The organism is Bradyrhizobium sp. 186 (genome assembly GCF_023101685.1).
Taxonomy (GTDB): Bacteria; Pseudomonadota; Alphaproteobacteria; order Rhizobiales; family Xanthobacteraceae; genus Bradyrhizobium.
Window position 1 is genome coordinate 9,928,840 of the sequence record NZ_CP082164.1, and the last position, 14,703, is coordinate 9,943,542.

The 14,703-nt window shown below is 63.9% G+C and carries 14 protein-coding genes; 7 read left to right on the forward strand and 7 right to left on the reverse strand.

Annotated elements, in window-relative coordinates; genetic code table 11:
• Positions 1 to 405: 405 nt before the first annotated feature.
• The gene (locus IVB18_RS47470; protein ID WP_247986914.1) at positions 406 to 1,179 is read right to left on the reverse strand and encodes a ferredoxin--NADP reductase; all 774 of its coding nucleotides are present in this window, start codon (positions 1,177 to 1,179) and stop codon (positions 406 to 408) included.
• A 371-nt stretch (positions 1,180 to 1,550) separates the two neighbouring features.
• On the opposite strand from IVB18_RS47470, the gene IVB18_RS47475 reads away from it, so the two are divergent.
• Positions 1,551 to 2,480 carry a RimK-like protein gene (locus IVB18_RS47475; RefSeq protein WP_247986915.1) on the forward strand — a complete coding sequence of 310 codons (930 nt, stop codon included), beginning with the start codon at positions 1,551 to 1,553 and terminating at the stop codon, positions 2,478 to 2,480.
• A 217-nt stretch (positions 2,481 to 2,697) separates the two neighbouring features.
• Here the strand turns inward: IVB18_RS47475 and IVB18_RS47480 are convergent, their stop codons facing one another.
• Both IVB18_RS47480 and IVB18_RS47485 read right to left on the reverse strand, forming a co-directional pair.
• Positions 2,698 to 3,615 carry an amino acid ABC transporter substrate-binding protein gene (locus IVB18_RS47480; protein ID WP_247986916.1) on the reverse strand — a complete coding sequence of 306 codons (918 nt, stop codon included), beginning with the start codon at positions 3,613 to 3,615 and terminating at the stop codon, positions 2,698 to 2,700.
• Between the two features lie 12 nt (positions 3,616 to 3,627).
• On the reverse strand, positions 3,628 to 4,923 hold the full coding sequence (locus IVB18_RS47485; protein WP_247986917.1) for a dicarboxylate/amino acid:cation symporter: 1,296 nt from the start codon (positions 4,921 to 4,923) through the stop codon (positions 3,628 to 3,630).
• Between the two features lie 210 nt (positions 4,924 to 5,133).
• Here IVB18_RS47485 and IVB18_RS47490 point away from each other — a divergent pair, with 210 nt between their 5' ends.
• From IVB18_RS47490 to IVB18_RS47510, 5 genes are all read left to right on the forward strand, one after another.
• Positions 5,134 to 6,135, forward strand: coding sequence for an NADP-dependent oxidoreductase (locus IVB18_RS47490; protein ID WP_247986918.1), 1,002 nt, complete (start codon positions 5,134 to 5,136; stop codon positions 6,133 to 6,135).
• A 155-nt stretch (positions 6,136 to 6,290) separates the two neighbouring features.
• Entirely contained in the window at positions 6,291 to 7,124 is an 834-nt protein-coding gene (locus IVB18_RS47495) for a cysteine rich repeat-containing protein (RefSeq protein WP_247986919.1), read from the forward strand.
• 125 nt (positions 7,125 to 7,249) lie between these two features.
• Complete coding sequence (locus IVB18_RS47500) at positions 7,250 to 7,465, forward strand: hypothetical protein (protein WP_247986920.1); 216 nt, start codon at positions 7,250 to 7,252, stop codon at positions 7,463 to 7,465.
• Positions 7,466 to 7,655: 190 nt separating this feature from the next.
• Positions 7,656 to 8,795, forward strand: coding sequence for an FAD-dependent monooxygenase (locus IVB18_RS47505; RefSeq protein WP_247986921.1), 1,140 nt, complete (start codon positions 7,656 to 7,658; stop codon positions 8,793 to 8,795).
• The gene (locus IVB18_RS47510; RefSeq protein WP_247986922.1) at positions 8,792 to 10,405 is read left to right on the forward strand and encodes a benzoate-CoA ligase family protein; all 1,614 of its coding nucleotides are present in this window, start codon (positions 8,792 to 8,794) and stop codon (positions 10,403 to 10,405) included. Before IVB18_RS47505 ends, IVB18_RS47510 begins: the two co-directional genes overlap by 4 nt.
• Before the next feature lie 203 nt (positions 10,406 to 10,608).
• Here IVB18_RS47510 and IVB18_RS47515 read toward each other — a convergent pair whose 3' ends face one another.
• Together IVB18_RS47515 and maiA are read right to left on the reverse strand one after the other, a co-directional pair.
• Positions 10,609 to 11,121, reverse strand: a complete 513-nt coding sequence (locus IVB18_RS47515) for a MarR family transcriptional regulator (RefSeq protein WP_247986923.1) — start codon at positions 11,119 to 11,121, stop codon at positions 10,609 to 10,611.
• Positions 11,111 to 11,743, reverse strand: coding sequence for a maleylacetoacetate isomerase (maiA, locus tag IVB18_RS47520; protein ID WP_247986924.1), 633 nt, complete (start codon positions 11,741 to 11,743; stop codon positions 11,111 to 11,113). The genes IVB18_RS47515 and maiA overlap by 11 nt, the downstream gene beginning before the upstream one ends.
• 177 nt (positions 11,744 to 11,920) lie before the next feature.
• On the opposite strand from maiA, the gene gtdA reads away from it, so the two are divergent.
• Positions 11,921 to 12,961, forward strand: a complete 1,041-nt coding sequence (gene gtdA, locus IVB18_RS47525; protein WP_247986925.1) for a gentisate 1,2-dioxygenase — start codon at positions 11,921 to 11,923, stop codon at positions 12,959 to 12,961.
• A gap of 136 nt (positions 12,962 to 13,097) precedes the next feature.
• On the opposite strand, the gene IVB18_RS47530 is transcribed toward gtdA, so the two are convergent.
• Both IVB18_RS47530 and IVB18_RS47535 read right to left on the reverse strand, forming a co-directional pair.
• Positions 13,098 to 13,922: an ABC transporter permease gene (locus tag IVB18_RS47530; protein WP_247986926.1), complete on the reverse strand. Its 825-nt coding sequence runs from the start codon at positions 13,920 to 13,922 to the stop codon at positions 13,098 to 13,100.
• Entirely contained in the window at positions 13,915 to 14,688 is a 774-nt protein-coding gene (locus IVB18_RS47535; RefSeq protein ID WP_247986927.1) for an ABC transporter ATP-binding protein, read from the reverse strand. Before IVB18_RS47535 ends, IVB18_RS47530 begins: the two co-directional genes overlap by 8 nt.
• Positions 14,689 to 14,703: the final 15 nt, after the last annotated feature.

Here is a 14,703-nt window from a genome sequence, read left to right on the forward strand (position 1 = left end):
CTTCCGCGATCCGCCCTACGGACACCTTCGGCGAGTTTAGCGCTTTATCGTCGTCGGCCACGATCACATCCTCTCGTCGGAATGACGGGGTAAGGTACGCCCGTGTCACCTTACGGATATGACGCCGGCCGCGTTTCAGGCTACCGAATTCGGTCCTTGCAGATCAATTCGTCCGATGGGCGGGGTTTTTGCAGTGCAGCAGACGGCAAGGCCAGTGACCATGCTGCATCGTCGTCGTGGGGAATATGGCCGTTTGGCAGGGCCATCCCGCGCCAGCCGAGCGCCACCGACATCCGCCGCTGTCGCCCCATCCTCGCGCGCAATCTCGCACGGCGGCCGGGATGACGGCCGCGTTGGTGGCTAACAGCCGGGAACGGTAGGAGCGCTAGCTGCCGCGAGCGGCGATCAGCGCTCGACGAACGCCTTCTCGATCACGAAATGGCCGGGGGTATTGCCCGAGCCTTCGGCGAAGCCGCGGCTCTCGAACATGACGCGCAGCTCTTCCAGCATCCCCGGGCTGCCGCACATCATGACGCGGTCGGTTTCGATGTCGAGCGGGGACTGACCGATGTCGTTGAAGATCTGCTCGGAGCTGATCAGGTCGGTGATACGGCCGCGGTTGCGGAACGGCTCGCGGGTCACGGTCGGGTAATAAACGAGCTTCTCCGACAGCAGCGGCCCGAACAGCTCATCCTCGCGCAAATTCGCGACGAGTTGCTCGCCATAGGCGAGCTCGGAGACCTGGCGGCAGCCATGGACCAGCACGATGGTATCGAACTGGTCATAGACCTCGGGGTCCTTGATCAGGCTGGCGAACGGCGCCAGCCCGGTGCCGGTCGAGAGCAGCATGAGCCGCTTGCCGGGAATGAGATTGTCGGCGATGAGCGTGCCGGTCGCCTTGCGGCCGACCAGGATGGTATCGCCTTCCTTGATCTTCTGGAGCCGCGAGGTCAGCGGGCCGTCCTGAACCTTGATCGAGAAGAACTCGAGCTCTTCCTCGTGATTGGCGCTCGCCATGCTGTAAGCGCGCAGCAGCGGGCGACCTTCGACCTCGAGCCCGATCATCGCGAACTGACCGTTCTGGAAGCGGAAGCCGGAATCGCGGGTGGCGCGAAAGCTGAACAGGGTGTCGGTCCAGTGCTGGACGGAAAGAACCTTCTCTCGGTAAAACGCGCTCATTGTTTTCGATATTCCGAATATTTGCGGTTTTGAACAAAAGCGTTGCACGGCCCTGAAAGCGAGGCGGACACCACTTGTCATGGTGGAAGATTATCGGGTGTGATCTACGCCATTGAGGCCAATAATCAACCTCGTTTCGGATGCAATTGATGCCGGTCAAACCGGCATTTGCGGCGGAATTGGCCGCATCATCAATGAATCTGCTGCCGAGCGGCGCCGGAGGGAATTTCCTTTCCCTACAGAGCAAAATTGCAGCACTTAATTTCCGGCGCGCTCGCGAGAATTTCATTAAGAATAGCTCTGATTTTCGGCCGGGTTTCGTGCTTTTTCCGCATTTTTGTGGCCTTCGGCAGGTGGAGCGGCTTCAAGACATGGCAACCGGTGAGCGCATCTTCGTCCAGGCGATACAGCATTATTGTTCACGCCATGGCATCGCGGTCGATCTGCGCTCCGGCGGCTGGCTGGTTGCGATGCGGCGGGGCGCGACGCGCCATTTCGCCTTCGGCTACGACATCGGCCTCAACAGCGCGATCGCGCACCGCCTGGCCAACGACAAATCGGCAACCGCCGAGGCGCTGGCGCTGGAGCGCGTACCCTGCATTCCCCATCATCTCTTCCTCAACCCGAGCATGGGCGTGCACGTCGCCGGCGCCGGCTGGCATGAAGCGATGCTGGATCTGCTCGCGCAGAATCCGCAAGGCGTCGTGGTCAAGCCCAACGAGGGAACGTCAGGGCGTTCAGTGTTCAAGGTGACGCGCCGCGACGAGCTCGATCGCGCCGTCGGCGAGGTCTTCTCATCCAGCCTCGGCCTCGTGATCGCACCCTATGTCGAGATCGAGGAGGAGGTCCGCGTGATCCTGCTCGATGGCAAACCGATGATGGTCTACCGCAAGGAGCGGCCGACGGTCGTTGGTGACGGCGTGCACACATTGCATGAACTGGCGGCCACGGCAGGACACGGCAGGCAGGTTCGCGAGTTCGACGCACACGAGGCCAACGCCATTGTCCCGAAGGGCGAGCGCCGCATCCTGAACTGGCGGCACAATCTCGACGCCGGCGCACGGCCGGTTCTCGTGGAGGACGACGAGACTCGCGAGGCTTGCGCAAAACTCGCCACCGACGCCGCGAGCGCCATCGGCATCGTCTTCACATCGATCGACGTGGTCCGTGTCGACGGCACCTGGCGGGTGCTCGAGATCAATTCGGGCGTGATGATGGAAGCGCTGGGGAAGCTGTATCCGGAGCTGGTGCAAGCGACGTACGATGCGGCGCTGGATCGGGTGTTTGGGGAGAAGCGTTGATCGCCGCGCACTCGCTGCGATCCCTTCCCCCCTTGTGGGAGAAGGTGGCGCGAAGCGCCGGATGAGGGGTCTGTCTCCGCGCATTCAAATGGAAATGGAGTCGCGGAGACAGACCCCTCACCCGTCTCGCCGCGGCGCGGCGAGCCACCCTCTCCCCTTGTTGTAAGGGGAGAGGGTGCACCGAGCTCGCGGACCCGAGCGTCGCAGTCCAGAGGCGCTAATTATTCGCGCTCGCCGAATCGTCCATTGCCTTGAAGGCTTCCTCCAGTTGCAGCGAGATCGGCACGTTCAGCCGTTCGCCGGTGGGAAGCCGCGCGGTGAACCATTTGTTGTAGAGCGGGACGAGGTCGTGGTTGGAGCCGAGCTTGCGGAAGGTGCGCTCGACCACGGCCGTCAATTGCGGCTCGCCCTTGCGGAACATGATGCCGTAGGGATCGTAGGACAGGTAATCGCCGGTGACGCGGAACTTGTCCTGTGCCTTGTGGCGCACGATCAGACCCGACAGGAGAATGTCGTCGGTCGCAAACGCATCGGCCTTGCCGTCGGCGAGCATCTGGAACGACTGCTCGTGATCGGCGCCGACGACGATGTTCAGCCCCAGCGAGGCTTTCTTGTCGGCCGCCTGTATCGCCTGCTCGTTGGTGGTGCCCTTCGTCACCACGATGGTCTTACCCTTCAGATCAGCCAGCGACTGGACGCTCGACGCCTTCGACACCATCAGCTTGGTGCCGGCGACGAACATCAGGGGCGAGAAGGCGACGCGCTTGGCGCGCTCGGCATTGGCCGTGGTCGAGCCGCATTCCAGATCGATCTTGTTCGCAAGCACGGCGTCGATGCGGTCGTCCGAGGTGACCTTGACGTAGCCGATCTTCAGATTGGGATCGTCGACCTCGACGCCGATCTCCTCGACGATGGCCTCGCAGAGCTCGAGGCTGTAGCCGATCGGGCGATTGGCCTGGTCGAGGAAGGAGAACGGCGGCGAGCTCTCGCGATAGCCGAGCCGCACGGTGTGCGCATTCTTGATGGCGAGCAGCGTCGGGCTAAGCCCCTCGCTGCCGCCGGTCTGTGCCGAGGCGCCGGTTGCCAGCAGGCACGCTGCCAGCAAACCGCCCGAAATCGCCATAACAGGGCGCATGTCGCACTCCCTTCAATGGCCGGCCATCGCGGGCACTTCGCCCGGCACCATGTCGCCCGGCACGGCGTCGCTCGGTTCCATCGCATGCTCAGGCCCGAGCTCGCCTTCCCACTTCGCCACGACCGAGGTCGCGAGCGTGTTGCCGATTACGTTGGTGGCACTGCGGCCCATGTCGAGGAAGGTGTCGATGCCCATGATCATCAACAGCCCCGCCTCGGGGATGCCGAACTGCGACAGCGTCGAGGCGATCACGACGAGGGAGGCGCGCGGCACGCCGGCGACGCCCTTCGAGGTGATCATCAGCGTTGCCAGCATCGCGAGCTGGGTGCCGAGCGGCATGTCGATGTGATAGCTCTGCGCGATGAAGATACTGGCGAAGGTGCAGTACATCATCGTGCCGTCGAGGTTGAAGGAATAGCCGAGCGGCAGCACGAAGCTCGAGATCCGCGACGACGCGCCGAACCGGTTGAGACCCTCCAGCGTCTTCGGATAGGCGGCTTCCGAGCTCGCGGTTGAGAACGCGATCATCAGCGGCTCGCGGATCAGCTTCAGCAGATGGGCGTAGCGTGGCCCGATCACAATGAAGCCGACGACCACCAGGATGCCCCACAGGATCGCGAGCGAGAGGTAGAAGCCGCCCATGAAGACGATGAGCTTCCAGAGCACCAGCAGGCCGTTCTTGGCGACTGTCGCCGTGATGGCGGCCCAGACCGCGAACGGTGCGAACAGCATCACATAGCCCGTAACCTTGAGCATGATGTGGCCGATATCGTCGATCAGCGCCAGGATCGGCTTGGAGCGCTCGGGCATCGAGCCCATCGCCACCGAGAAGAACACGGCAAATATCACGATCTGCAAAATCTCGTTCTGCGCCATCGCATCGGCGATCGAGGTCGGGATCAGATGGGTGAGGAATTTCTCGATCGAGAACGCTGAAACCGGCAAGCCCGTCGACTGCGCCTTGTCCGGCAGCGTACCGGGGAAGTTGGCGCCGGGCTGAAGCAGATTGACCATCACGAGGCCGAGCATCAGCGAAACGAAGGACGCGCTGACGAACCAGCCCATGGTCTTGGCGAAGATACGGCCGAGCTTGGAGCCCGAGCCCATATGGGCGATGCCGCCGACCAGGGTCGCGAACACCAGCGGCGCGATGATCATCTTGATCAGGCGCAGGAAGATTACGGCGATCAGGTTGATGGAGGAGGCCAAGTCGGCGCGCGTATCGGGCAGGAAATTGTAGATCGCCGCGCCCATGATGATGCCCAGCACCATCGCCACCAGGATGAATTGCGTAAACCTGTTCGACATTGAAGACCCCCACGACACCGGCGCTTCATGATGTCGCAGATATGATAGCGACGCAACACGCTTGGCGTGTAGCCGCGTTGGCCGGATGTTCCCATTGTGAAACCGGCGCCGGCGATCTAGCCTTCATGCAGCGCACAACAAATGCGGCTTGCACGTTTTCTTTGCGGCAGCTGCATCAATAATCGTCAAAACAATCAAAAGGGAAATGTCATGAGCGGCAGCATCAATCGCCAAATTCTTCTGGTGGAGAAGCCCAGCGGTAAGCTCGGTCCCGAACATTTCAAGATGGTGGAGAGCGCCCTGCCGGAGCCGAAGGACGGCGAGGCTCTGCTGCGCGTGCGTTACATCTCGCTCGACGCCGCCAACCGTGCCTGGATGCACGGCGCGACCTATCGTTCGGCGATCGAAGCCAACAGCGTGATGGCCGGCGGCGCTATCGCCGAAGTGGTCAGCTCGAAGGCGCCGGGCCTTGCGGCCGGCGACATCGTGTTCGGCGACACCGGCTGGCAGGACTATGCCGCGGTCCCCGCAAGGCACCTGAACAAGATGCCGAAGCTCGAGCCGATGACGCACCTGCTCAGCGTGTTCGGCGTTGCGGGGCTCACTGCCTATTTCGGCCTGCTGGAGATCGGCAAGCCCAAGGAGGGCGAGACGGTCGTGGTGTCCGCGGCCGCGGGCTCGGTCGGCTCGATCGTCGGGCAGATCGCCAAGATCAAGGGGTGTCGCGTCATCGGCATCGCCGGCGGCGCGGACAAGTGCAACTGGCTGACTTCAGAGCTCGGCTTCGATGCCGCGGTCGATTACAAGGACGGCGCGGTGTTCAAGGCGCTACGCGCGGCGGCGCCCAAGGGCGTCGACGTCTATTTCGACAATGTCGGCGGCGACATTCTCGAAGCCTGCTTGCCGCAGATGAACAATTACGGCCGCATCGCCTGCTGCGGCGCGATCTCGCAGTATGACGGCGCGCCCTCCGCGCACGGCCCGCGCGGCGTGCCAGGGCTGATCGTGGTGAAGCGGCTGGTCATGCAGGGCTTCATCGTGATGGACTACATGAAGGACAGCCAGCGCGCGCTCGCCGAGCTCCAGGCCTGGGTCAAATCCGGCAAGCTGAAGGTGCAGGAGGACATCATCGATGGCCTCGAGAACACACCGAGGGCGCTGATCGGATTGCTCGCGGGTGAGAACCGCGGCAAGCGCATGGTCAAGCTCTGACGACGCAGTTACGTCGCATTGGCGTTGGCACAATCTACTTGCGGTAGAAGCCAAAGCGGCCAAAGATACCGTGCGCGAGGCATCACTCGCGACGATTGCGTTTACATCACATTAAAAATTCGTCGGCGTTACCGACAGGGCAGGAATCCACCCAGATGTTCAACACGTTGAAACATGTCTCAACGCGCAAGGCGTTGCTGGCGGCAGCACTCTTCGCAGCTGCAACAGGCGCATTCGCGCAGATGCCAACGGATGCGCAAAAGGCCGCAATTCGCTCATCGTGCCGCGCAGACTATCAGGCGCATTGCGCCAGCGTGCCGCCCGGTGGCGAAGCGTCGTTGCAATGTCTCCAGAAGAACATGTCGAGCCTGTCGTCGTCATGCCAAAGCGCGGTTCGCGCGGTCGAGCCGGCCGCCTCACCCAAGACCGAAGCTGCACCCAAATCCGAACCGGCCAAATCTGAACCCGCGAAGACGGAAGCCGCCCCTGCCACCGAGCCCGCGGCCAAGCCGGCCGCCGCAGCGGCTCCGAAAACCGCCGCGCCAAAACAGCCGAGCAGTGCGCAGGTTTCTGCGGTCAAGAGCGCCTGCCGTTCCGACTATCCAAAGGTCTGCGCCAGCGTGCCGCCGGGCGGCGCGCCCGCGCTCGAATGCCTGGAGAAGAACAAGGCAAAGGTGTCGCCGGCCTGCGCGAAAGCGGTGAGCGCCGCGTCCGGCGCAGGAGCAACAGCGGCGCCCGTGGGCGCGGCTCCCGCCACAGCACCGGCGACTGCGACAGCACCGGCGGCTGCGCCGACCGTCATCGTGCTGCGGCCGTTGCGACCCCGCGAAGAACTGTTCATCGTCCGATCCGCCTGCGGCGCCGACATCCGCACGCTGTGCGCCGGCGTGGCGCCCGGCGGCGGCCGTATCGTGCAGTGCATTGCAAGCAATGCCGCCTCGCTGTCGCCCGCGTGCAAGGACGTGCTCGCGCCGTTCGCGGCGCGATAGGATCGACATGCGACTGCGCGCATCAACAAGCTGGCGGCGCGCATAAAAGCATCGCGCGCCGGCAACGACCATCGCAGAACCTTGCCGATATCCAATTTCGATCACGACAAGACCGGGAGGAAGACATGCGTGCATTCCTACTCACTGCCTCGGCACTCCTCGCCTTCGCGGCGACCATGACCTTCGAGGCCTCCGATGCCAACGCGGTGGTGTGCGCCCGCGGCGTCTATCGCGCCGGCTGCGCCGGGCCGAACGCCGCCGTCGTGGTCCGCAAGCCGGTGCTGGCGGTCCGCTGCACCACCGTGCTGGTGAACGGGGTCCGGGTGAAGCGCTGCGTCTGACGCGCAGGTGGCCAAGCCGGCGCGGTTTGGCTATGCTCCGCACTTGATGGTTTCGGACATGCGCCAAAACGTGTGTTTGGAGCCGGCTTCGGCGCGCCATGCCATGCCGATAATTCCGCTGGCGCCGGACGTCGGAGCACATTAGTCTACCCCTAGATAGTAAGTATACTGTCAATTAGGGAGGCAGACGTTGCGGATCGCCGTGATCGGCGGGGGGCCCGGTGGGCTCTACTTCGCCTATCTCTGGAAGAAGCGCCACCCCGAGGATCAAGTCGACCTGTTCGAACAGAACCCGGCCGACGCGACCTGGGGCTTTGGCGTCGTGTTCTCCGACCAGGCGCTGGAATTCCTGCGCGCCGACGACCCCGAGACGGTCGACGCGATCGCGCCGCATATGGAGCGCTGGGAGAACATCACGCTGAACCTGCATGGCGACAACGTCGCCATCGACGGGGTCGGCTTCTCCTCGATCGGCCGGCTCGAACTCTTGAAGTTCCTCCAGCAGCGCGCACTCGATGCCGGCGTCACGCCGCGCTTCGACACACAGATTCATGCGATTGACCAGCTCAACGGCCACGATCTGATCGTCGCCGCCGACGGATTGAACTCGCTGGTGCGCCGCGCCTTCGAGGGCGATTTCGGCACCTCGCTGTCCTACTCCTCCAACAAGTTCGTCTGGTACGGCACCCCGAAGCGGTTCGATACGCTGTCGCAGACCTTCGTGAAGACCGACCGCGGCGCCTTCACCGCTCATCACTACCGCTACTCGCCGACCATGAGCACGTTCCTGGTCGAGTGCGACCACGCCACCTGGCAGGCCTATGGCTTCGCCTACAAGGATGTCGAGCAGTCCAAGGGCGTCTGCGAGGAGGTGTTTGCGGATACGCTCGGCGGCCGCTCGCTGGTTTCCAACAAATCGGTGTGGCGCAACTTTCCTTGGGTCTGGAACGAGCACTGGTCGTTCAAGAACATCGTGCTGATCGGCGACGCCTTGCACTCGGCGCATTTCTCGATCGGCTCGGGCACGCGGCTCGCGATCGAGGACGCCATCGCGCTGGTCAAGGCGCTGGAATCGGATGCGCATCTTTCGACCGCGCTGCATCGCTACCAAGCCGCGCGCAAGCCGGTGCTGCAGAAGCTCATCAACGCCGCGCGTACCTCGGCCGGCTGGTACGAGCACTTTTCCGAACACATGAAGCTCGACCTAATGGACTTCGCCTATAGCTACATCACCCGCTCCGGCCGCATCGACGATGCCCGGCTGCGCGCGATGTCGCCGGCCTTCATGGCGCGCTACGAGGCCGCAAAGAACGGCGGAGATGCGGAATGAGCAACGAGATTCGCGACCAGGTGCCCGCGGACAGCCCGGGCGCACGCGAGATCGGCTTTGCCGTTCCGGAAATCTACAACGCCAGCCGCGTGCTGTTCGACAATCTCGCCAAGGGACGCGGCGACAAGCTCGCACTGATCGGCCCGGCGGGCACGCGCGCCTATGCCGAGCTCTGCGCGGAAGCCGGCCAATGGGGTAACGGCTTGATTTCGCTGGGACTGAAGCGCGGCGACCGCGTGCTGCTGTTCCTCGACGACACGCCGGCCTATCCGGCCGCCTTCTTCGGCGCGGTCCGCGCCGGCTTCGTGCCGCTGCTGATCAACACGCTGACGCCGCCGGACCTGCTGCAATTCTATCTCGCCGATTCCGGCGCGAGCGTTGCGGTGGCGGAGTCCGAGTTCTGCACGCGCTTCAACGCGGAGGCCTGCAAGGCGACCTGCCTGCGCACGCTGATCGTCGTCAATGGCGAGGTGCGCAACCACGCTGCGCCGGAGGCGATGGCCGCAGCAAGCTGGCTCGGGCCATTCCCGACTGAGCTCGCGGAAGCCGATACGCGTCGCGACGAGATGGCGTTCTGGATGTATTCGTCGGGATCGACTGGCCGGCCCAAGGGCATCGTGCATCTCCAGCACGACATGGCCTATAGCGACACAGCCTTTGCGCAGAATGTGCTGAAGCTGACGCCGGACGACATCTGCTTCTCGGTGCCCAAGATCTTCTTCGCCTATGGTTTCGGCAACTCCGTCACCTTCCCGTTCTCGGCGGGCGCGGCGACGCTGCTGCTGCCGGGTCAGCCGAAGCCCGCGGCCATTTTCGCCGCTATCGAGCAGTACACGCCGACCGTCTTCTTCGGGCTGCCGACGCTCTACACGTCCCTCACCAAAGCCGAGGGCGCCGATAAAGCAGATTTCTCGTCGCTGCGGATGTCGCTGTCCGCGGCCGAAGTGTTGTCGGCGGAGGTCTTCAACGGCTGGAACAAGCTCACGGGCCTCGAAATCGTCGAAGGCCTCGGCTCGACCGAAGTGCTGCACATCTATCTCTCCAACAGTCCTGAGAAAAAGAAGCTCGGCGCCGCGGGCCTGCGCGTGCCCGGCTACGAGGTCGCGCTGAGGGACAAGGACGGCCGCGAGGTCGGCGACGACGAGGAAGGCATCTTGTGGGTGCGCGGCGATTCCAACACGCCGCTCTACTGGAACCGGCCGGACAAATCCGCCGAGACGATTCGCGAGGGCGGCTGGATCTACACCGGCGATCGCTTCGTGCGCGACAGCGACGGCTTCCATTTCTTCCGCGGCCGTGCCGACGATCTCATCAAGATTTCCGGCCAGTGGGTCTACCCGCTCGAGGTCGAGCTCTGTCTCGCCGACCACCCCGACATCCGCGAATGTGCGGTATTCGCCGCCGAGCTGCCCGACCGGCGCATGACGCTGAAGGCGGTTGTGGTGATGAACAACCGGACCGTCGATCAAAGCGTGACGACGCGCAGGCTCCAGGACTACGTGAAGGGCAAGCTGCTGCCCTACAAATATCCGCGCGAAGTGATCTTTATCGACGAACTGCCGAAGACGGGCACGGGGAAGATCGACCGGCAGGCGCTGCTGAGGATGTGAGGGAATGGCGCAACCACACTCCAGGTGTCGTCCCGGCGAAGGCCGGGACCCATAACCACAGGGAGAAGTTGTGGCGCGAGACTGGCAACCACGAGTCTTCGCCAAACTACTCCCTGTGGTTATGGGTCCCGGATCTGCGCTTCGCTTGTCCGGGACGACGACTGAATGCGAAGCGCGAGCTCAGCCTCGCTCACATGCGCCCCTCACCCCGACTTCCCCAGATGCTCCAGCGCATCCTCGGCCCGCAGCGGCACCCGTGAGGCCTCGTTGTTGAGATCGACGAGCTGCACCATCAGCGCCATCAGCGTCTTGCGGTCGGCGGGCTTCAAAGGCTCCAGCATGCGCGCCTGGGCGCGCTCGACGATGGGGATAATCTCCTTGAGCAAAGCCGCACCTGACTTCGTCAGATAGAGCAGCTTGATCCGCTTATCCTCGGGCGCCGGCTTCCGCTCGATATAATCCTTGGTTTGCAGTCGCTCGATCACGCTGCCGAGCGTGGAGCGGTCGAAGGCGATCACCGCCGACAGCCGCGTCGCGTCGATGCCGGGATGGGTGTGGATCGCGATCAGCGCCGCATATTGCACTGGAGTGAGGTCGAACGCCTTGCACTCCTCCATGAAGATCGAGACCGCGATCTGCTGCATACGCCGGAACAGATAGCCCGGCGCGGCATAGACCGCGTCTATCGTGATCGGAGGGGCAGGCTTACTCGGCATCGGCCTGCTTCTCCGGCGCGGCGTTGGCGAACGCTGCCAGCGCCTTTGCGGCGGCTTCCGCCTTGAGCAGTCGCGGATAGGCGGAGACGTCGACGCCGAAGCGGCGCGCATTGGCGAGCTGCGGCACAAGACAGAGATCGGCGAGCGTCGGCGCATCGCCGAAGCAAAGCGGTCCCGGCTCGTCCCTGATCAGCGTCTCACAGGCGGACAGTCCCTCGCGATTGACCCATGCCGCCCATTCCTGGACCTTCTCTTCTGCAAGGCCCAACTCGCGCAGCCGCGCCAGCACCTTCAAATTCTGCACCGGATGAGTATCGCAGGCGATGGCCAGCGCGAACGCCCTTACCTTGGCGCGCCGCAGCGGCTCCTTCGGCAGCAGCGGCGGGTTGGGGTGGATTTCGTCCAGCCACTCGATGATGGCGACCGACTGCGTCAGCACCGCGCCGGCATCATTCTCCAGCGCCGGCACCAGGCCCTGCGGGTTGATGGCGAGATAGGCCGGCGCGCATTGCTCGCCCTTGCGAAGGTGATGCGGCAAATGCTCGGCGCCAAGGCCCTTGAGGTTCAGCGCGATCCGAACCCGGTAGGCGGCGCTGGAGCGGAAATAGCCGTGCAGCTTCATCGGAACCCTCCCTCTGTTTTCTCATTCGTCATTCCGGGACGGCTCGCAGAGCCGAACCCGGAATCTCGAGATTCCGGGTTCTCGCTTCGCGAGCCCCGGAATGACCTTCTCCTACGCGTTGACGCTACCTAGACCGTAAGTATACTGTCAATCAACAAAACGAACGGGAGCAGCACCATGGAAGCCGTGACCAAGACGCCGGAACGCGAGGCGTTCTACAAAAAGATCGACGGCGAGAATCTCACCGCGCTCTGGACTGTGATGAGCGACCTGATCACGCCGGAGCCAAAAAGCGCCTGCCGGCCGCATCTGTGGAAATTCGAAATCATCCGCGACTACATGACCGAAGCCGGCAAGCTTATCACGGCGAAGGAAGCGGAGCGGCGCGTGCTGGTCTTGGAAAATCCGGGCCTGCGCGGGCAATCCAAAATTACCACCTCGCTCTATGCCGGCGTTCAGATGGTGGTGCCGGGTGACGTCGCGCCCGCCCATCGCCACAGCCAGTCGGCGCTGCGATTCGTGCTCGAAGGCAAGGGCGCCCACACCGCCGTCGACGGCGAGCGCACCGCGATGGAGCCCGGCGACTTCATCATCACACCGTCGATGACCTGGCACGATCATTCCAACGAGACGAATGAGCCGATGTTCTGGCTCGACGGTCTGGATATCCCGCTGGTGCAATTCCTCGACTGTTCCTTCGCGGAAGGATCGAATGAGGACCAGCAGACAATCACAAGGCCTGCCGGCGACAGCTTTGCGCGCTATGGCCACAATCTGCTGCCGGTCGACGTGAAGCGGTCGTCAAAGACCTCGCCGATCTTCAGCTATCCCTATGCCTACACGCGCGAAGCACTGGAGAAGGCCAGGACGCGCGAGGAGTGGGACGCCTGCCACGGGCTGAAGCTGAAGTTCAGCAACCCCGAGACCGGCGATTTCGCGATGCCGACCATCGGCACCTTCATCCAGCTGCTGCCGAAAGGCTTCAAGACCTCCCGCTATCGCTCGACGGACGCCACCGTGTTCTGTCCGATCGAAGGCCACGGCCGCACCCGCATCGGCGATGCGACGTTCGAATGGGGCCCGCGCGATTTGTTCGTGGTGCCGAGCTGGCACTCGGTCACGCACGAGGCTGACATGGATGCGATACTGTTCAGCTTCTCGGATCGCCCGGTGCAGCAGAAGCTCGACCTGTTCCGCGAAGATCGCGGGAATGCGTGAGGCACACTCCCTCCACCGTCATGGCCGGGCTTGACCCGGCCATCCACGCGCGACCACAATTGAGGAAAGACGTGGATGCCCGGCTCAAGCCCGGGCACGACGACTGAGATTTTGGCGCGAGCTCGCGTCCACAGCCTCACCGCCAGTGCAGCAACCGCGTCTCAAGCCAGTTAATCACCCTCCCCACCGCTAATCCAAACACCGACAAGATCACGACGCCCGCAAGCAGCTGATCCGTCTGCATCAGATTGCCCGCCTGCAGCACGAACGCGCCGATGCCGTACTGCGCGCCGATCATCTCGGCGCTGACGACGAGCAGCAGCGCCACCGACGCGGTGATGCGGAAGCCGGCGAGGATCGCGGGCAACGCGCCCGGCCAGATCACCTTCCGCACGATGGTCGCAAACGGCACGTTGAAACTCTGCGCCATGCGGATGAGGTTGCGCGGCACCGCATCGACGCCGCTATAGACCGATATCGCGGTCGAGAAGAACACCCCGAGCGCAATGGTCGCGATCTTCGGCTCTTCGCCGATGCCGAGCCAGAGGATCAACAGCGGCAACAGCGCGATCTTCGGGATCGGAAACAGCGCCGAGATGAAGGTGATGCCGATGCTGCGCGCGAGCCGAGACAGGCCGATGGCAAAACCGACGGCCACGCCGGCTGCGGTGCCGAGTAGCCAGCCGACACCGATGCGCAGGAGCGAAGCGGAAAGGTGCTGCCAGAGCGCGCCGGAGACGGCGAGCTCATAGATCGCCCGCGCGATCGCCGCCGGCGCCGGCAGGAACAGCGGATTGACGACACCGGCACTGCCGGCCGTCTGCCAGATCGCGATGACCAGCGCGAGCGCGATCCAGCCGCCGAAGCGGCTAGAAGCCGGCACGAAGCCTGCCCCGCGAAAGCGGACGCGCCGCGTCGCAGTCTCCTTCGCAGGCGTTTCAGTCGTCGCGCGATCAAGCATGCTGAACCTCGCGCTCGGCATCGATCGCCTCGTTGCGGATCAGCGACCATATCTGGTTCTGAAGCGCGAGCAGCTTTTCACGCGCAGCGGTTTCGCCGCGTTCGGCGCGCGTGAGCGGCACAGTCACGACCTCGCGAATACGGCCGGGACGCCGCGACAGCACCACGATGCGGTCGGCAAGCCGCGCCGCCTCTTCGAGATTATGCGTGACATAGACCGCGCCCATGCCGCCATCGGCGAGCAGACGGACAAAATCCTCCATCAGGAGCTCGCGGGTCTGCGAGTCCAGCGCCGAGAGCGGCTCGTCCATCAGTAGGATGGCCGGGCGCGCCGCCAACGCCCGCGAAATACCGACGCGCTGCCGCATGCCGCCGGAAAGCTGCTTCGGATAAGTCTTGCGGAAATCGGTCAGGCCGGTGCGGCGCAAGGCATCATCGACCTGCGCGCGGCGCTGCGCGGCCGAGAGCTGCGTGTGCAGCAGCGGGAATTCGACGTTCTCCTCCACGGTGGCCCAGGGCAGCAGCGCAAAATCCTGGAACACGAAGGTCAGCGGGTTGAGACTGCCCGCCGGCGGCGATCCGCGCAGCTCGGGCGCGCCCGACGACGGCTGCAACAGCCCGCCCAGGATCGACAGCAGCGTGCTCTTGCCGCAGCCCGACGGCCCGACGATCGCCACCACCTCGCCGGCACTGACGGTGAATGAGACATCGTCGAGCACGGCGAGCTCGCCGAAACGATGGCTAATGTGGTTGGCGATCAGGTCCATGAGCTGCGTTCTACT